14 protein-coding genes are annotated in these 17,952 nt (G+C 72.0%); 7 read left to right on the top strand and 7 right to left on the bottom strand.

The annotated features are described in order from the left end of the window. Window positions 1-320: 320 nt before the first annotated feature. Entirely contained in the window at window positions 321-2,687 is a 2,367-nt protein-coding gene (locus tag AR3_RS07825; RefSeq protein WP_067910716.1) for a nitric-oxide reductase large subunit, read from the top strand. A gap of 20 nt (window positions 2,688-2,707) precedes the next feature. Continuing rightward, window positions 2,708-3,076 (top strand): hypothetical protein, encoded by a 369-nt coding sequence (locus tag AR3_RS07820; RefSeq protein WP_067910713.1) that lies wholly within the window; start codon window positions 2,708-2,710, stop codon window positions 3,074-3,076. A gap of 693 nt (window positions 3,077-3,769) precedes the next feature. Here AR3_RS07820 and AR3_RS07815 read toward each other — a convergent pair. Continuing rightward, window positions 3,770-5,836, bottom strand: a complete 2,067-nt coding sequence (locus AR3_RS07815) for an MMPL family transporter (RefSeq protein ID WP_067910710.1) — start codon at window positions 5,834-5,836, stop codon at window positions 3,770-3,772. A gap of 45 nt (window positions 5,837-5,881) precedes the next feature. On the opposite strand from AR3_RS07815, the gene AR3_RS07810 reads away from it, so the two are divergent. The 4 genes from AR3_RS07810 (at window position 5,882) to AR3_RS07795 (ending at window position 9,272) form a co-directional block, all read left to right on the top strand. Further along, window positions 5,882-6,388: a MarR family winged helix-turn-helix transcriptional regulator gene (locus AR3_RS07810; RefSeq protein ID WP_227023090.1), complete on the top strand. Its 507-nt coding sequence runs from the start codon at window positions 5,882-5,884 to the stop codon at window positions 6,386-6,388. 240 nt (window positions 6,389-6,628) lie between these two features. After that, window positions 6,629-7,465 (top strand): CPBP family intramembrane glutamic endopeptidase, encoded by an 837-nt coding sequence (locus AR3_RS07805; protein WP_083951061.1) that lies wholly within the window; start codon window positions 6,629-6,631, stop codon window positions 7,463-7,465. Continuing rightward, window positions 7,462-8,616, top strand: coding sequence for a sensor histidine kinase (locus tag AR3_RS07800; protein ID WP_067910707.1), 1,155 nt, complete (start codon window positions 7,462-7,464; stop codon window positions 8,614-8,616). Before AR3_RS07805 ends, AR3_RS07800 begins: the two co-directional genes overlap by 4 nt. After that, complete coding sequence (locus AR3_RS07795) at window positions 8,613-9,272, top strand: response regulator (protein ID WP_067910704.1); 660 nt, start codon at window positions 8,613-8,615, stop codon at window positions 9,270-9,272. Before AR3_RS07800 ends, AR3_RS07795 begins: the two co-directional genes overlap by 4 nt. Before the next feature lie 297 nt (window positions 9,273-9,569). Here AR3_RS07795 and AR3_RS07790 read toward each other — a convergent pair whose 3' ends face one another. The 3 genes from AR3_RS07790 to AR3_RS07785 all read right to left on the bottom strand — a co-directional run bounded on the left by AR3_RS07790 (window position 9,570) and on the right by AR3_RS07785 (window position 12,777). Then, entirely contained in the window at window positions 9,570-10,472 is a 903-nt protein-coding gene (locus AR3_RS07790) for an alpha/beta fold hydrolase (RefSeq protein WP_313819602.1), read from the bottom strand. Between the two features lie 270 nt (window positions 10,473-10,742). Further along, on the bottom strand, window positions 10,743-11,072 hold the full coding sequence (locus AR3_RS30355) for a GNAT family protein (RefSeq protein ID WP_245637864.1): 330 nt from the start codon (window positions 11,070-11,072) through the stop codon (window positions 10,743-10,745). Window positions 11,073-11,241: 169 nt separating this feature from the next. After that, a complete protein-coding gene (locus AR3_RS07785) occupies window positions 11,242-12,777 on the bottom strand; it encodes an SDR family oxidoreductase (RefSeq protein WP_067910700.1) in 1,536 nt (511 codons plus the stop codon). A 195-nt stretch (window positions 12,778-12,972) separates the two neighbouring features. Here AR3_RS07785 and AR3_RS07780 point away from each other — a divergent pair, with 195 nt between their 5' ends. Beyond that, the gene (locus AR3_RS07780) at window positions 12,973-13,968 is read left to right on the top strand and encodes a YbgA family protein (protein WP_067910697.1); all 996 of its coding nucleotides are present in this window, start codon (window positions 12,973-12,975) and stop codon (window positions 13,966-13,968) included. Window positions 13,969-14,212: 244 nt separating this feature from the next. Here AR3_RS07780 and AR3_RS07770 read toward each other — a convergent pair whose 3' ends face one another. Genes AR3_RS07770 through AR3_RS07760 form a run of 3 tightly spaced genes read right to left on the bottom strand, consistent with a single transcriptional unit; the run spans window position 14,213 to window position 17,838 of the window. Then, window positions 14,213-15,715, bottom strand: a complete 1,503-nt coding sequence (locus AR3_RS07770) for a multicopper oxidase family protein (RefSeq protein WP_217998485.1) — start codon at window positions 15,713-15,715, stop codon at window positions 14,213-14,215. Continuing rightward, window positions 15,712-16,344: a hypothetical protein gene (locus tag AR3_RS07765; protein ID WP_067910691.1), complete on the bottom strand. Its 633-nt coding sequence runs from the start codon at window positions 16,342-16,344 to the stop codon at window positions 15,712-15,714. Before AR3_RS07765 ends, AR3_RS07770 begins: the two co-directional genes overlap by 4 nt. A 60-nt stretch (window positions 16,345-16,404) precedes the next feature. After that, window positions 16,405-17,838, bottom strand: coding sequence for an MFS transporter (locus AR3_RS07760; protein WP_146150237.1), 1,434 nt, complete (start codon window positions 17,836-17,838; stop codon window positions 16,405-16,407). Window positions 17,839-17,952: the final 114 nt, after the last annotated feature.

The raw sequence follows: 17,952 nt of genomic DNA, 5'->3' as shown, positions 1-17,952 counted from the left end.
TTTTGACTTGTAAAAAAGGGGCGACATGCGGCCGGGTGTCGGTCTCGCCGACGCGCGACCCCTCTCGTCGGTGGTCGTTGCGCAAGCAACACGTCGTCCCGCGCCCGTCCGGTCGGCAGCGCCGCGACGAGCCAAGATCCATGGGGCGTGTGGTCGACGATAGCGCGCCTGCGTCTGGCGTGGGCGTCGGCGTGTCCGCAGATCGCGTTTTCTCCCCTGGTCGGATCCGGTGAAGGCGGGGGTGGGCGCAGGGTTCTTCACAGTCGCTGATATAAAAACTACGGCACTCGTGAAAATGATCCCTTCCCTGGAGGTCCCCCGTGACACCGTCAACGGCGACGTCTCCTCGGAGACGTGACCGGCTCATCGGCCGGGGCTGGGTACAGGCCGCCGTCCTGATCACACTCTTCGGCTTCTTCGTCCTGGTGCTGATGGGGTACCAGACCTACCGATCCAGCCCGCCGATCCCGGAGCGCGCGGTCACCGCCGGCGGTCAGACCGTCTACACCGGCGACGACGTCAGGGCCGGCCAGGACGTCTTCCTCAAGAACGGGCTGATGCAGTACGGCTCGATCTTCGGGCACGGCGCCTACCTCGGCCCCGACTTCACCGCCGACTACCTGCACCGCTCCGCCGAGATCGTCAACAGGTCCTACGGCGGGTCCGACACCGCCACCCGGCGCACGGTGGAGGACTTCAAGCGCAACACCTACGACGAGAAGTCCGGCACACTCACCGTGTCGGACGCGCAGGCGCAGGCCTTCGCCGCCTTGACGCGGCACTACGCGGAATTCTTCGCCGCGCCCGAGGGCAAGACCGGGCTGCGCCCCAAGGCCATCACCGACCCGGTCCAGATCAAGCAGCTCACCAGCTACTTCGCCTGGAGCGCCTGGGCGGCGTCCACGCAGCGTCCGGGCAAGAAGTACAGCTACACCAACAACTGGCCGCCCGAGCCGCTGGCCGGCAACACGCCGACCGCCGACACCGTCGTGTGGAGCGTGATCAGCCTCGTGGCGCTGATCGGGGGCACCGGGGCGCTGTTCGCCGCGTTCGGCCGGTGGAACTGGCTCGGCTGGCACGGTCGCGACCAGCGGGAGCTGCGGTTCCGTGAACCCCGGTCGGTGCCTTTGACACCGAGCCAGCGCGCGACGGCCTGGTTCTTCCTCGCCATGGTGGGGCTGTTCCTGGTGCAGACGTTCGTCGGGGCGGCGGGGCAGCACTACCGGGCCGACCTGGAGAGCTTCTTCGGCATCCCGCTGGAGCGCTGGCTGCCGTTCAACCTGGTGCGCACCTGGCACATCCAGCTCTCGCTGTTCTGGGTGTCGGTCAGCTACCTGGCCGCCGGGATCTTCCTCGTTCCGATGATCACCCGCAGGCGGGATCCCAAGGGCCAGTCCGTGCTGTCCTACCTGCTGCTCGGCGCGCTGGTCGTCGTGGTGCTGGGGTCGCTGCTCGGCGAGCTCGCGGGCATGCGCGGCGCGTTCGGCAAGCTGTGGAGCTGGTTCGGCATGCAGGGGTTCGAGTACCTCGACCTCGGCAAGTTCTGGCAGATCCTGCTGACCCTCGGCATGGCCGTCTGGGTGGCGATGCTGTGGCGCGGCATGCGGCACAAGCTGGCCGGCGAGGACCGGAGCAACCTGCCGTGGCTGTTCTTCTTCGCGGCGCTGGCGCTGCCCATCGTGTACGCGACCGGGCTGTTGACCCATCACGGGGACACCTACACCATCACCGACTTCTGGCGTTTCCTGGTGGTGCACCTGTGGGTCGAGGACTTCCTCGAACTGTTCACCACGGTGATGGTGGCCTACATCTTCGTGCTGCTCGGCGTGGTCCGGGAGAAGGTCGCGCTGCGCGTGGTGTACCTCGACATCATCCTCTACAGCGTCGGCGGCGTCATCGGCACCGCCCACCACTGGTACTTCAACGGCGAGCCGGCCGAGGTGCTGGCCCTGGGCGCCTTCTTCTCGGCGTTCGAGGTCATCCCGCTGACCTTCCTCACCGTGGAGGCGTGGACGTTCATCCGGCTCGGCGCGCGGCGGGAGTCCTCGAGCCCGACGCCGTTCCCGCACCGGTGGGCGGTCATGTTCCTGGTCGCGGTCGGCTTCTGGAACTTCCTCGGCGCCGGCGTGTTCGGCTTCCTGATCAACCTGCCGATCGTCTCCTACTACGAGATGGGGACGGTCCTGACCGCCAACCACGGGCACGCGGCGATGATGGGCGTCTACGGCATGCTCGCGGTCGGTTTCGCGGTCTTCGCGCTGCGCTATCTGGTGCCCCGCAAGTACTGGTCGGACCGGCTGGTCTCGATCAGCTTCTGGTCGCTGAACGCGGGACTGGCGTGGATGGTGTTCGTCACGCTGTTGCCGATCGGGCTGCTGCAGCTATACCACGCGGTCGACGTCGGCTATTGGGACGCGCGCAGCCTCACCTATGTCGGCAACCCGACGAACGCGGTGTTCGAGTGGCTGCGGCTGCCGGGCGACGTGGTGTTCATCGTCGGCGGGGTGGCCCCGCTGCTGTGGCTGGCCTGGAACGCCGTCGTCCACCGCCGCCGGGACGGCGCGGGTGAGAACGGCGGCCTCGCCACGCAGCCGGAGCCCGCCGAGTCCGCGGACGCCTCCGACGCGCGGGAACCGGAGCTGGCGCTGTTCACCGAGGTCGCGGATTCGGGCGGTCGGGACGTCTGAGTCAGGAAGGTGGTTCGACCATGCGGTTCGAGGCGGTCTTCCTCGCCTGCTACGCGCTGGTGCTGGTCGGTGCGGCGGGCGGGCTCCACCGGCTCGGCAAGATGGACACCTCGCCGTGGCGGAGCCGGGCGCTGGCCGGCCATCGCCGGCAGGTGCCCGGCCCGCCGCCGACGGACGGCACCGACTGGCCGCACTCGGAGGCGGGGCGGATCAACACCCTCGTCGCCCTGGTGACGGCCCTGTCCGCCGTCACCCTGGCGATCGTCGGGCTGGCGCGCAACCACCGTCCCATCGAGATCGCGGTGCTGGGCGCGGTCGCGTTCGCCGCCGCCGCGGCGACGCTCGGCCTGGCCCGCGCGTTCACTCGCGGGTCCCGCGCCCGCTCGTGACGCACTGAAAGCGATGCCTCCTCACCCCGCACGGCCGGGGTGAGGAGGCATCGCTTCGGCACTGCCGGTCTTCTTCTTTCGCCTTCTGGCCGCATCCGGTGAACAGCCGGTCCGCCGCAGCGGCCGGCGATCCATACCGGGACAGTCGAACCGACGGCGGGTCCCGGGGGCCTTCGAGCGTGCCGCCGGTGTCGGCGGCGGCACATCATCACACCGCCCCGGCGCCGGTCAGGTCGGTGCCGGGGCGGTCGCGCGGGTCAGCCGCGGCCGCCCGCGGCGTCGACGCCGAGTTCTACGCGGCCTTCGAAGCGGGCGACCTGACCGCATGTCGGCGGTGTGGGCGGACGGGCCGTAAGCGTCCGGCCTGAGGGGCGGCGCCGGGCACGTCCTGCGACGCCGCCACGGCGGGCTACCTCTGGCGCCGTACAGGATGATCCGCGGCCACTTCAGGCGAACAAGCCGACCTGCTCGCGCGCGGCCTCAGAAAGCGTCCCAGCTGTTTGTCCGGCCTCGGCGGTGCTGTCAGTGCCGGGTGGGGGGTTTGCGAGTGCTCCCTCCCTGCGGTTCGTCTTCGTTCGCGGTGCGCCGGACGACGGACGCCTCGCTGAAGTCGTCCAGCCGGTCCAGGCCCCTAGAACCGTTGAAGGTCGCCCTCGTCGTGGGTTGGCAGCGCGTCCAGGCCCTCCTCCCGGATCACGCCGATCGGCGGCGGGTCGGCCACCATACGGCGGGGCCGATGTCGCGGGCCAGGGCGGGCACGAGCAGCGAGCGGATGACCAGGGTGTCCAGCAGCACGCCGAACGCGACGATGAACGCGATCTGCGCCAGGAACGCCAGCGGGATCACCACCAGCGCCGCGAACGTGGCGGCCAGCACCACCCCGGCGGAGGTGATCACACCGCCGGTCGCGGTCAGGCCGCGCCGGATCCCCTCGCGGGCGCCGTGCGTCAGCGTCTCCTCCCGCACCCGGGTCATGAGGAAGATGTTGTAGTCCACGCCGAGCGCCACCAGGAACACGAACCCGTACAGCGGGACGGACGCGTCCGTGCCGCTGAACCCGAGCAGCCCCTGGAACACCAGCGCGGTGACGCCCAGCGTGGCGAAGTAGCCGAGCGCGACCGTCGCGACCAGCACCAACGGCAGCACCACGGCGCGCAGCAGCGCGAACAGGATGACCAGGATGACGGCCAGCACCACCGGCGCGATCACATTGCGGTCGCGGGTCGCGGTGTCCTGAGTGTCGATCAGCTGGGCGGTGCGTCCGCCGACCATCGCCTCGGCGTCCGGGACGGCGTGCACGGCAGCGCGGAGCCGTTCGACGGTCCGCTTGGCGGCGTCGCCGTCGGACGCGCTCGCGAGCGTGACGTCGATGCGCACCCGCCCGTCCACGACCAGCGGCGGGCCGCCGGGCCGCCCCGTCCGGCCCACCGGCGCGGCGGAGGCGACGCCGGGCACGGCCTGTGCGGCCCGCGTGACCTCGTTCACCCGCCGCGCGTTCGCGATGACGACGGCGGGATCGCCGGAGCCGCCCGGGAAGTGCTCGCTCAGCACCCGTTGCGCCTGGACGGACGGCACCTCGTTGACGAACGTCTCCTCCGTCGGGAGCCCCTCGGCCCGCAGCGTCGGCATGAACGCGGCGAGCACCAGCAGCGGGAGCAGGCTGAGCAGCCAGATGCGGCGGGGGTGCCGGTCCACCACGGCGGCGATCTTCTGCCAGACGGCGTGCCCCTGGGCGGACCGCCGCGGCGGTTTGGCGGGCCAGTACGCGACCCGGCCGAAGACCACCAGCATCGCGGGCAGGAACGTGAGCGTGCCGAGCACGGCGCAGGCGATGCCGATGGCGCCGACGGGTCCGAGCGCCTTGGTGTTGGTCAGGTCGCTGAGCAGCAGCGCGAGCAGCCCCAGCGCCACGGTGGCGGCGCTCGCGACGATCGCTCCGGCGGAGCGGCGCAGCGCGGCCCGGATCGCGGCGAACCGGTCGCCCCGGACGCCCAGCTCCTCCCGGAAACGCGCGGTGAGCAGCAGGGCGTAGTCGGTCGCCGCGCCGATGACCAGGATCGACAGCATGCCCTGCACCTGGCCGTCCACCATGACCGCGCCCCGGTCGGCCAGGACGTACACGACCGCGCAGGCCAGCGCGAGCGCGAACACCGCGCCCACGATGATGATCAGCGGGAGCAGGACGCTGCGGTAGACCAGCAGCAGGATCAGCAGGACGACGCCGAGCGCCGCGCCGAGCAGCAGCCCGTCGATGCCCGCGAACGCGTCCTTGAGGTCGGCCTGGATCGCGGCGGGCCCGCCGACGTGGACGTCCGTGCCGGGCACCCGCGCCGCGGCCTCGCGGATCTTCTCCACGCTCGGCCCCATCCGGTCGCCGAGATCGGACCGCAGCGGCACGACGCCCTGCAGCGCTCTGCCGTCCTTGGAGGGAAGAGCCGGGGACGCCTGTCCCGCGACCTCAGGGGAACCGTTCAGCGAGGCCAGCGCGCTGGTCGCGGCGGCCTGCGTCTGCGGTGTCACCGCGCCGTCCCGGACCTGCCAGACCACGATCGCGGGCAGCGCCTTCTCCCGCTGGAAGACCCGCTGCGCCTCGATCACCTTGGTGGACTCGGCGCTCTCGGGCAGGAACGACGCCGGGTCGTTGGTCGCGACCTCGCCGAGTCTGCCCGCGTACGGTCCGAGCGCCCCGCCGATCCCGAGCCAGACCACGAGCAGCAGCACGGGCACCGCCCAGCGGGCGCCCCGAATCTTGTCGGCCACCGGCTTCCCAACCCTCGATGTTTCAATGACAGGTTATCTTTATCATTGAGATATCAGAGGTCACGCGGAGGAGCGCACCTGGACGGCAACGGCCCCGAAGGCATCGGCCTGAACGACTTCGCGGTCCAGCTGCGCCGCATGAACGCCGAGTTCAACCGCTTCACGCAGGAGTTCGCCCGAACCCAGAACCTGCACGAGACCGACATCCTGGCCCTCATCGCGATCCTGGACGGCGACGAGCGCGGCGCCCCGATGACGCCGAGCCGGCTGCGCGAGCGCCTCAACCTGACCTCAGGCGCGGTGACCGCCTGCCTGGACCGGTTGGAGCGCAGCGGGCACATCCGCCGCACCCGCGACTCCGCGGACCGCCGCGTCGTCCACCTGCACTACGCGCCGCACGGCGTCGCGGTCGCCCGCGAATTCTTCCGTCCGCTGGCCCGCGCCACCGACGCGGCCCGCGCCCGCTTCGACGAGGCCGAACTGAGAACGGTCATGCGGTTCTTGATCGCACTGAACGAGGAGCTCGCCGCCCAGCGGCGACAGGACGACTGACCGAAAGGCCCCGTCCCGCATCCGGACGCCCCGTCGGCGCGCCGCCCCAGAACGACCGACCTCGAACGACCCGGCAGCCGCGCGTTGGAGAGGCCATGAGCCGATCCGCGCAGCGCTTTGTCCCCCGTGCGAGCTACCCGCAACTGTCCACCGTGCGGTGACGATTCGGAGGCGGCCCGATCCATAGCGTTCTCGCTGTGTTCGCGGCGCTCCGGCCGCGAAATCCGCGAAGGAGCCGATATGCGATTGGTGTTGCAGCTTGTGGCCGTCGCGGCGGTCGCGTTCGCCGGCGGCCAGGCCGCCGCCGCGGTGGAGGGGAACGCGTACGCCACCCTGGGGATCGGTCTCGCCACGGCAGTGCTCGCGTTGCTCGTGTACGCCGGGGTGGTGCGGTGGAGCGAGCGCCGCCCGGTATCGGAGGTGGCCCTGAAGGGCGCCGTGCCCGCCCTCGGCCGGGGGCTGCTGATCGGCGTCGCCATGTTCGGGTGCGTCATCGCGAACATCGCCTTCATCGGCGGCTACCGGGTCGACGGCTTCGGCTCGGTGGAAGGCGCGGCCGGCGTGTTCGGCTTCATGGCCGCCGCCGCCGTCACCGAGGAGCTGATCTTTCGCGGCGTCCTGTTCCGGATCATCGAGCGGCGCATCGGAACGTGGGCGGCGCTGGTGCTGACCGGCGTGCTGTTCGGCCTGTCGCACCTGTTCAACCCGGACGCCACCCTGTGGGGCGCGCTCGCCATCGCGATCGAGGCCGGCGGCATGTTCGCCGCGGTGTACGCCGCCACCCGCAACCTGTGGGTGCCGATCGGGCTGCACTTCGGCTGGAACTTCGCGCAGGGCGGCGTCTTCGGCGCCGCGGTCTCCGGCAACGGCGAGTCGGAAGGGCTGCTGAACGGCGTGACCTCGGGCCCGACCCTGCTGACCGGCGGCGAGTTCGGGCCGGAGGCGAGCCTGTACGCGGTCCTGACCGGCGTGGCGGTGACGATCGTGTTCCTGTGGCTGGCCCGCCGGCGCGGCACCATGGTGCCCCGCCGGCGGCGCACCGCCCGGCACGGCGCCGCGGCTACACTCGCCCAGTGAACGATCTTCGGCGGGTCCTGGACCTGTGGCGCCGGTGCGACGTCACGGTCCGGGATCTCCCGCTCGCGCTGCTGCTGGTGGTCGCGTCGCTCCTGCCGGCCTTCCGCGGCCAGGAGACGCAGGTCGGCGACCTGCCTCCCCGCCCCTTCGACGCCCTGGCCATGGCGGCGCTGGCCCTGCTGGCCCTCCCGCTCGCCGTGCGCCGCCGCTGGCCCGCCGCATCCCTCGCCCTGGTCGTGCTCGGCTTCGTCATCGCCGAGCTCCGCAGCTACCACATGGTCGCGGGCACCGGGCTGACCTTCGCGCTGATCAGCGCGGGCGCCCACCTGGAGCGCCGCCGCCGTCTCACCGTGATCGTCCTGTCCGCGGGGTACGTGGCGCTGGCGGTCACGCTCCACCGGCTCGGGGCGCCCGAGCGCATCGAAGGATTCGCAACGTTCTACGTGGGGCTGGTCGTCGCGTGGGGGATCGGGGCCTGGGTGCGCTCCACCCGGATCGCCGAGGCGGAACGCCGCCGCCGCATCGCCGAGGCCACCCGCGTCGCCGAACGCACCCGCATCGCGCGCGAACTCCACGACGTCGTGACCCACCACGTGACGGCGATGGTCGTGCAGGCCGAGGCGGCGCGGTACCTGACCGCCGCGCCCGACCGCTTGGACGAGGCCCTGAACGCCGTCAGCGACACCGGTCGGCGGGCCATCACCGACCTGCGGCACCTGCTCGACCTGCTCAACCCGGACCACGAGACCGACGCCGCGACGCCGTCCGTCGGCGACATCCGCGAGCTCGTGGAACAGACGCGCCGGGCCGGGCAGACGGTGGAGCTCACCGAAGTCGGCAGGCGCGCGGAGTCGGACGGCGGCGCCGAGTTCGTGGCCTACCGGGTCGTCCAGGAGGCTTTGACGAACGCCCTCAAATACGCCCGCGGAAGCCGTACGGTGGTCGGCGTCCGCTATGGCGAGAGGGAGATCAGCGTGGAGATCAGCACCGACGGTTCCGGCTCGCGGGCCGGGTCGCCCGGCGGGAGCGGGCGGGGCCTCACCGGGCTGCGCGAACGGGTCGCCGCCCTGGGCGGCGACTTCAGCGCCGGCCCGCAGGAGGACGGCGGCTTCGTCGTGAAGGCGCGCATCCCCACGGGCGCCCGGTCGTGAGCGAACCGGTTCGGGTCCTGGTCTGCGACGACCAGGCGCTGGTCCGCACCGGATTCGTCACGATCATCGATGCGCAGCCCGACCTCGAAGTGGTGGGCGAGTGCGGGGACGGGAAGACGGCGGTGGACCTCGCCCGCCGGCTGAACCCGGACATCGTGGTGATGGACGTCCGGATGCCGGTCCTCGACGGCATCGAAGCCACCCGTCAGTTGGCCGGGGCAGGCGTCGAGCATCCCGTCAAGGTGCTCGTGGTGACCACGTTCAACCTGGACGAGTACGTGTACCGGGCGCTGCGCGCGGGGGCGAGCGGATTCCTGCTCAAGGACGCCCCGCCGGCGCAGCTGCTGCACGGCATCCGCACCGTCGCGTCCGGCGCGGCGCTGCTGGCCCCCGAGGTCACGCGGCAGCTCATCGGCCGGTACGCGGAGCGGATCCGCCCCGCCGAGGGAAGCGCGGACGACATCCCGCTGACACCGCGCGAACGGGAGGTGCTGCGCCTCGTCGCCGACGGCCTGTCTAACAGCGAGATCGCCACCACGTTGGTGATCAGCCCGGAGACCGTCAAGACGTACGTGTCGCGCATCCTCACCAAGCTCGACCTGCGTGACCGCGTCCAGGCGGTGGTCTACGCCTACCGCAGGGGCCTGGTGACCTGAAGACGCCGCCCGATCGTAAAGCCGACGTCTGCCCACCGGTGACGGAGGACGACACCGAGGAAAGGGGACCGCGACGTCCCGAAGCGCTGCTCAGCACCACGGACGCTGACCGTGGCCGTCGCATGGCGCCGCATCACGGCCGCTGATGACGAGGCCGTCCGATAGGAGAGCCGCCGCCCGAGGTCCACGAGAGGTGCAGGGCGATTTTCTGTGCCGCGGTGTATGGCGAGACGCGGCCCCCCGCTGCCACGCACGTGATCCGGGGGGGCCGCGTCTCAGCCCGGCTACGCCGATCAGTCACTTGGCGGCCTGCGCGGCGACGCGCTCGACGGCCTGGACGGCGACATCGGGCTGGTCGACGTAGATGTAGTGCTCGCTCTTGGCCGCCGTGGTCAGCTTGCTGCGGCTGGACAGCGCGAGCCACTTGCGCTGGCCTTCGGACCAGGCGTGCTCCAGGCGCTGCCCGTACTGAGGGACGGCCGCGAGGTACGGCTTCCCATGCTTGACCACCTCCACCGGGATGCCGCCGGCGGAACGGACCTCCCCGTCGGCGATGACGAGCTTCTCCGGGTTGTTCCCCTGGACCATCGCGAGGTTCTGCGCCCGCAGCTGGGCCGCGGGACCCGTGGCGGACTCGGGGATCGCCTTCTTGATGTCGCCGCCCATCGTGGGAGGGGTGGCGTCCAACAGGACCAGTCCCTTGACCCTGTCCTGGTGGTCGGGGGCGTACCTGGCGGCGATCAGCCCGCCGAGCGAGTGACCGACCAGGACGACCGGACCGTCACCGGCGACCCGGTCGAGCACGCCGGTCAGCGTCTTGCCGACGGCGGCGAAGTCCTGCGGGCCGTCCGGCTGGTCGCTCGCGCCGGCGCCGAGCCGGTCGTAGGAGCAGACCCGGTGCTTCTCGCTCAAGGTCTTCTGCAGGGGCGCCATCTTGTCCAGGCCGTCGCCCGCTCCGGGCAGCAGGACGACGACCGGCGTGCCGTCCGCATACCCGCCCGCGCAGGAGACGTTCACCGACTTCCCGCCGACGTCGATCTTCTTGGTGCCGGTGAACCGGTCGACCTCGGCCTTCCGCGATTCGGAGGCGAGCGGGTCCCAGTTCTCCAGCGACTCGTCACTGCAGCCGGTGAGTCCCGCACCGACCACGGTGACGCACAGCGCGGCCACAGCGGACGCCTTGAACTTGCCCAGCATCATGTCCTCCGACGAACAATCCGACCCTTGATTCACGCGGCGGTGCGAGAGGGGATGCGCCCGAAGCGCCGCGGCGATGACTGAACGCTATGGAATCGACCGCCCGCAGATCGTCACCGCACAGTGGACATTCGCCGGTAGCTCGCACGGGGGACAACGCCGTCGCACACCAGGTGTGACCAGCGGACGCCCGCGATCACCTCCCAACGGACACCCGCCCCAATGCCCTCCTAGCGGGATCAGTGCCACTCCACCGGTCGCATCCGCGCCTGGCTACGCCAGACGCCGTATCACCAGGGCGATCCAGAACCTCACGGCTAAGAATGCGCGCATGAAACCGTGCGGGACAGCCCGCGGACCACCGCCAGGGTCGCGGCCGGTGCGGCTGGCACCGCACGCCGGGCGAGGGGCATCACCTGCGTGACCTCGGCGCCCGTGCGCGCCGTCCCGAAAGGGGACCTGATCGACCTGGTCAGCTTGGGAGCGCTGGTTGGGGACGGCGGTGAACGACACGATCTCGCTCAGACCGGCGACGGTGAAGCCGTGGGCGAGGGCACTGTGGGGCCCGGTGGCGTAGCCGCGGCCCCAGGCGTGGCGGGCCAGCCGCCAGCCGATCTCGACGGCGGGCGTGAAGTGGGGCGTGGAAGTCGGGCCTCCACAGGCCGGTGAAGCCGAGGAACGCGCCGCGCATTCTCATTCGGTTCCTTGACCGAAGGGCGCCCGGACTGAACGCCCTGGCTCCAGCCCTGACGATCCGTCCCGACCGAGGACGCTATCCGGAGCGGCTCGCTCTGCGGGAGGCGGGCTTCCGCCTTTCCGAGCGGGCGAAGGACGCCGCGGCGGCCTGCTCAGCTGCTTGGGCGATGCCGTCGCGCATGCCGCCGAAGACGAGGTTGTGGAACGGTTTGGACGCCCACCAGTACAGGTGACCGGGCAGGCCGCGCGGGTGGAACAGCGCCCGCTGGGTGTAGCGGGTGCGGCCGTCGTGCTGGGACACGCCCAGCTCCAGCCACGCCAGGCCGGGCAGCCGCATCTCGGCGCGCAGCCGGAGCAGCCGTCCGGGCTCGATCTCCTCCACCCGCCAGAAATCGACCGTCTCCCCGACCCTCAGACGGCGCGGATCGCGGCGGCCCCGGCGCAGGCCCACGCCTCCCACGAGCCGGTCGAGGAAGCCGCGGACACGCCAGGCGAGCGGGAAGGAGTACCAGCCGCGTTCGCCGCCGACGCCCTCGATGATCTCCCACAGCGAGCGGGGCGGGGCGGCCACGTCCCGGGACCGTTCGTCGGTGTAGAGGCTGCCTCCGGCCCAGTCCGGGTCGGTGGGCAGCGGGTCGCTGGGGGCGCCGGGCACGCTCGCCGACGACCAGCGCGTGACGACGTCGGCCTCCCGCACGCGGCGCAGCGCCAGCGACACCGCCAGGTCGAGACCGGTCAGGCCCTCCGGGGGCGGAGCGACGTACCGGGCGATGTCGTGCTCGCGGCAGATCACCTCGTTGCGGAGCGACTCCACCAGCGGGCGCGCCAGGCGGCCCGGCACCGGGGTGATGCCGCCGACCCACAGGCTCGACAGCCACGGGCTGAGCACCGGGACCGGGATGATGATCCGCCGCCGGAGACCGGCGACGGCGGCGTAGCGGCGCATCATGTCGGCGTAGGACAGCACGTCCGGGCCGCCGATGTCGAAGCCGCGGTTGACATCTGCGGGCAGGTCGGCGACCCCGATCAGGTAGTGCAGCACGTCGCGGACGGCGATCGGCTGGACCCGCGAGTGCACCCAGCGGGGGGTGACCATCACCGGCAGCCGTTCGGTCAGGTAGCGCAGCATCTCGAACGACGCCGACCCCGAGCCGATGATCACCGCGGCGCGCAGCCACACCGTCGGCACGCCCGAGTCCAGCAGGATCCGGCCGACCTCCGCGCGTGACCGCAGATGCGGTGACGCGCCCTCCTCCGGCTCCATGCCGCCCAGGTAGATCAGCCGCTTCACCCCGGCGTCGCGGGCGGCCGCGGCGAAGGTGCGGGCCGCGCGGCGGTCGGTCTCGGCGAACCCGCCCCGGCCGCCGATCGCGTGGATCAGGTAGTACGCGACGTCCACCCCGTCCAGGGCCCGGCGGGTGGAGTCCGGGTCCGTGGCGTCGGCTTCGGCGATCTCCACCGCGGCGGCCCACGGATAGTCGCGCAACCGCCTGGCTGATCGCGCCATGCACCGCACCCGGAACCCGGCGTCCAGCAAGCGGGGCACCAGTCGACCACCGATGTAGCCGGTTGCCCCCGTCACCAGGCACAGACGACCAGCAGTCTCAGCCATACACAGTCCCCCGAGGCGCCCCATACCCGGCGAAAGCGCCTGCAAGCCGGCAGCGGTCGGCGGCCCGCCGCCCGGATACGACCCGCAGCGTCCGCCCTCGGGACGACAGGCATAGCGTGAGAGAAAGGGGGGACTTGCCACCCGCATGGAGACACCTCAGTCGTGTGCCGCCATGCGGAGGCTGCGAGAAGTGCCATGAACGCGCCTGTTGCGGCGGGGAGTGTCGCCGCGGAGCATCCGCGCCCGCGGCTCGCCGTCTCCAGCTGCCTGCTCGGAGCCCCCGTCCGCTACAACGGCGCGCACAGCCGCGACCGCTTCCTCACCGGGCTGCTCTTCCGGCACGTCGATTGGGTGCCCGTCTGCCCCGAGATGGAGATCGGGCTCGGCGCGCCCCGTCCCGCCATGCGCCTGCACACCGACGGGCACATCCGTACCAGGGACGGCACCGCCGATCACACGGCGGCCATGCACGCTCTCGCCGACCAGCGTGTCCTCGACCTGGAGAACGTCGACGGCTACGTGTTCAAGGGCAGGTCGCCCAGCTGCGGGCTGCTGAAGCTGCCCCGCTTCGCGTCCGGAGGGCCGGGGGAGCGCACCGACGGGCAGCCGGTCGACCGCGACGGCAGTGGCGTGTTCGCCGCCCGGATCCGGGAGGCCTTGCCCGATCTGCCCGTGGAGGAGGACGGACGGCTTCACGACCCGGTCCTGTGCGAGCACTTCATCGAGCGCGTGTTCGCCCACGCCCGGCTGCGCGCGTTCTTCGCTGAGGACTGGTGCGCCCGCGATCTGGTCGCCTTCCACAGCCGCCACAAACTGCAGCTTCTTGCGCATCACCCGGACGGCTACCGCCGGATCGGCCGCATCGTCGCCCGCGCGGGAGAACGCGACCCCACGGAAGTGGAGGCCGACTATCGCCGTGTGTTCGTTGCAACGCTCGCCATTCGGGCGGGGCGGGGCCGTCATGTGAATGCCCTTCAGCATGCGCTGGGCTTTGTCGGCGGTCGCCTCGACGCGGTGCGGCGTCACGACATCCTCAACGCGATCGAGGCCTATCGGAACGGGACGGCGCCGCTGAGCGTCCCGATCGCCCTTCTGCACCACCACGCCGCAGGTGAACATTTCTCTTACCTCGCCGACCAGACCTATCTCGCCCCCTTCCCGGACGACCTCCACCTCCGCCACCACCTGTGACCGGGAAGGAGGAAACCGAGCCGGTTATCCGCCGGCAGCGCATCAGGAATGTGTGGCGAGCCGCTCGCTGATCCGACGAGCGGTGGAGCCCGCTGGGCCGTCGGCGTCCGCGACCTGCCTCCCGGCGCCGACGCGCCGCGGCGCCGGGAGGACGCCGAGGCCGGCCTCCAGCTCATCGCGCTGGTCGGCCTCTACGACTCCCCGCGTCCGGAGGTTCCCGACGCGGTCCGGCACTACCACAACTTCAGTGCTGGTGGGAGGAGAGCACTGCGGCGCGCGGGGGTTGTCCTTGGGGCGTGACGACGAACTGGCCCATGAGTCCTCGGTCTTCGTGGTTGAGGATGTGGCAGTGGAACATGTAGGGCGCCGCGGGGTCGGGGTGGCTGCGGAAGCGCATGGCGATCCGGATCGGGACGTTCGGCGGCGTGTGAATCGTGTCCTTCCAGCCGCGCAAGTCCGGGGGCGGCGGCTCGTTTCCGACCGACAGGACCTGGAACTGCACGTCGTGGACGTGGAAGTTGTGGGGGCTGCCGTCGATGGCGGTGACCTCCCACACCTCGGTGCTGCCGTGGGCGACGGCGAAGTCGATGCGGTTCATGTCCATCGTCTTGCCGTTGATCGTGTACTTGGCGAGTTCGAAGGTGCGGTCCGGCGGCGTGTCCGGGGCGGCCGGCCGAGGCGCCTCGGCGAGGCGGGCCGGGATCGGCGGTGACGGGTCGAGCCGCGGCGCGGCGCGCAGCTGGAGGACGTCGAGGGTGTCGTCGCCGCCGGTCAGGCGCCGGTCCCAGAAGTTGAGGCCGGTGCGCGGCGGGAAGCTGCGCAGCACGTCCCGTTCGTCCGGCCGCATGTCCACGACGATCTCGGCGCGTTCGCCCGGGCTGAGCTGCACTCGGGTGGTCCCGTGCGGTGCCGGCAGCAGGCCGCCGTCCGTCCCGACCAGGGTGAAGGGCCTCCCGGAGGCGAAGCCGAACCGGTAGATCCGCGAGGCGGAGGCGTTGAGCAGGCGCAGCCGGATCCGCTGGGCGGTCACCGGCAGGTACGGCGCGAGCGTGCCGTTCACGGTGACGAGCTCGCCGACGATGCCGACGCCGGCCTGGAACCGTTCCCCTTCGTCCAACCGGTTTCCGCCGGTGAGGTTGATGTCGCGGACGATGACGGGGATGTCGTCGATGCCGTACCGGTGCGGCAGCTGCGGCGGTTCCGGCTCGTCCAGGATGAACACGCCCGTCAGGCCGCGGTAGACGTGCGCGGCGGTGCGGCCGTGGGGGTGCGGGTGGTACCAGAGGGTGGCGGCGGGCTGGTCGATCGTCCAAGTGGGCGACCAGGTGGCGCCCGGTTCGACCGGCTGGTGCGGGCCGCCGTCCATGGCGGCGGGCAGGTGCATGCCGTGCCAGTGGAGGGTGGTGGTCTCCGGCAGGTCGTTGCGGAACCGGATCAGCACGGTCTCACCGCGGACGGCCCGCAGCGTCGGCGCCAGGTGCGGGCCGTTGATCCCCCATGTGGGCGTCGGGCGGCCGGGGCGGAAGCGGTGCCGCCCGGCCGCCGCGCGCAGGTCGAACACGCGGCGGCCCGCGGCGTCGCGGCGGGAACGTGCCAGCGGCGGGACGGCCAGCCGGTTCACGAAGCGGATCCTGCCGGCGGTGTTCAGGTCGGCGCCGGCCCACCACCGGCCGACGCCGCCGGCGCCGGCGGCCGCGGCGGTGGGCGCGGCGACGAGCCCGGCTTTCAGGAAGGCGCGGCGGTTCACGAGGACGTCACCGTGACCTTGTCGGCCCCGCGCGCGATGATCAGCCGGTAGCCGGGGGCGTCGGAGTCGTGGGTGGACCGGGTCAGCCCGCCGCCGACCGCCCCGTACCACTCGTCGTCGAGGCGGACGCGGGTGATGCCCTTGGCGGCCTCCAGGCGGACGGGCACCTGCGCGGGACGTTCGATCCGCAGGTCCGTGACCGAGGCCAGGCGGATCACGCGGGTCTCGGCCGGAGCGTCGAGGACGAGGCGCAGGCGGGCGGCGCCGGAGTGGAGCGTGACCGAGCGCAGGTCGAGGCCGCGCAGGTCGGCGTCCACGTGGGACACGCCGCCGTGGAAGTCCAGCGCCCACGTCACGGACGGGCTGAGGACGATGGCGGACGGGCGGGGACGGCGCAGCAGCCGCGCACCGGTCGGGTAGACCACGTGCACATTGGCGTCGGCCGCCCACACGGTCGGCAGCGGGCTGCCGAACCGCGCGTCCATCAGTCCGGCGGCGGAGGCGTCGGAACGGAGCGAGGCCCGCTCCAGACCGTTGTCGAAGCTCAACCGGGCGGTCCGGCACCCGGTGGGCCGAGCCACGACGACGTGCTCTTCGCGGACGCCCTCTGCGGTGGCGAAGGTGGCCATGATGCGTCCTTCCTTGAAGTCGCGAAGTGACGGAAGCGGTGGTGCCGCGATCGCCCGGCGCTACTGCCGGCGGGCCCGCGAGGGCAGCGCGCGGACGAGGGCGAGGCCGACGGCGAAGGCGGCCACGGTGTAGCCGAGCGCCCACCGGGCGGCGTGGTCGATGTCACCGCTGTCGGCCAGCAGCGTGGTGAACAGGGCGCCGACGACGGCGACCCCGGTGGCCCCGGCGACCTGGATGACGGTGTTGACGACCCCGGAGGCGGCGCCGGCGTCCTCGGCGGGCACGGCCGACAGCACGATGTCGACCAGGATCGGGGCGACCAGCCCGAACCCGGTGCCGCCGAGGAGCAGCCCGGGCAGCAGGTGCGGGGCGCCCAGGTCGTCCCCCGCCATGGCGATCGCGCCGATCAGCAGGAGCATCGCGGCGGTCAGCGCGACCGCCCCGACGGCCAGCAGACGGCGGCCCGCCGTGGCCGCCAGGCGCACCGCCAGACCGGACGTGACGGCCAGGCCCACCGGCCAGGCGAGGAAGGTCAGCCCGACCCGCAGCGCCGAGAAGCCGTGGCCCTGCTGCAGCTGCAGGGTGAGCACCAGGAACAGGGCGGTGATCGAGGAGAACATGGCGACGGTCACGGCCAGCCCCGCCACGAACGACCGGCTCCGGAACAGCGACATCGGGACCAGCGGCTGACCGCCGCCGCGCTCGCGGCGCGCCTGCAGCCAGGCGAACACGGCGAAGACGGGCACGGCGGCGCCCATGACCGGCCACACCCACACCGGCCAGCCCAGCTCGGCCCCCTGGATCAGCGGGTACAGCACCAGCAGCAGGGCGGCGGTCACCAGCACCACGCCCGGCAGGTCGAGGCGGGGCGGCCGAGGCGAGCGGGACTCGCGCATCAGCGCGGCGGCCCCTACAAGGGTGGCCGCGCCGATGGGCACGTTCACCCAGAACACCGAGCGCCACGCCAGACCGAACACGTCGTTGCCGACCAGCAGGCCCGCGACGATCGGCGCGGCTGCGGCCGCGAGCCCGTTCACCATCCCGTACAGGCCCAGCGCCTTGGGGCGCTCCTCACGCGGGAACACCACCTGGATGGTGGCGAGCACCTGCGGCACCATCATGGCCGCGGCGGCTCCCTGGACGGCGCGCGCGGCGATCAGCATGCCGATGCTTTGGGCGAGCCCGCAGGCGGCGGAGGCCGCGGTGAAGCCGGCGACACCGGCCAGGAACAGGCGCTTGCGGCCGAAGACGTCCCCCAGCCGCCCGCCGGTGATCAGCAGCAGCCCGAGGCCGAGCGCGTAGGCGGCGATGATCCACTGCACGGCGGCGTTGCCGGCGCCCAGGTCGGCCTGGATGACCGGGGCGGCCACCATCACGACGGTGATGTCGACCAAGTCCATGAACACGGCCATCAGCACGATGGCCAGCGCGCCCCAGCGGCGCGGATCCACGGCCCCCGACTGCCCGGGGACGGTGGCGTTCTGCACAGTCACGGCGTTGCTCCTTCCAACGGCGGCCGGATGACCGACGCTTCGAGCCTCGCGCTGAGCGGGGACGCCGCACTTCGGGGCGATGTCCTATTCGCCGCCTTAGATCCGGGCTGAGGT

Origin of the sequence: Actinomadura rubrobrunea NBRC 15275, from assembly GCF_001552235.1 — a bacterium.
GTDB lineage: Bacteria > Actinomycetota > Actinomycetes > Streptosporangiales > Streptosporangiaceae > Spirillospora > Spirillospora viridilutea.
Note: the sequence above shows the minus strand (reverse complement) of the source record. Positions and strands in the feature narration are given on the sequence as shown.

Coding starts and splice junctions, on each gene's coding strand:
- AR3_RS07820 (WP_067910713.1), top strand. CDS start 2,708: ATGCGGTTCGAGGCGGTCTTCCTCGCCTGCTACGCGCTGGTGCTGGTC.
- AR3_RS07805 (WP_083951061.1), top strand. CDS start 6,629: ATGCGATTGGTGTTGCAGCTTGTGGCCGTCGCGGCGGTCGCGTTCGCC.
- AR3_RS07790 (WP_313819602.1), bottom strand. CDS start 10,472: ATGATGCTGGGCAAGTTCAAGGCGTCCGCTGTGGCCGCGCTGTGCGTC.
- AR3_RS07785 (WP_067910700.1), bottom strand. CDS start 12,777: ATGGCTGAGACTGCTGGTCGTCTGTGCCTGGTGACGGGGGCAACCGGC.
- AR3_RS07780 (WP_067910697.1), top strand. CDS start 12,973: ATGAACGCGCCTGTTGCGGCGGGGAGTGTCGCCGCGGAGCATCCGCGC.
- AR3_RS07765 (WP_067910691.1), bottom strand. CDS start 16,344: ATGGCCACCTTCGCCACCGCAGAGGGCGTCCGCGAAGAGCACGTCGTC.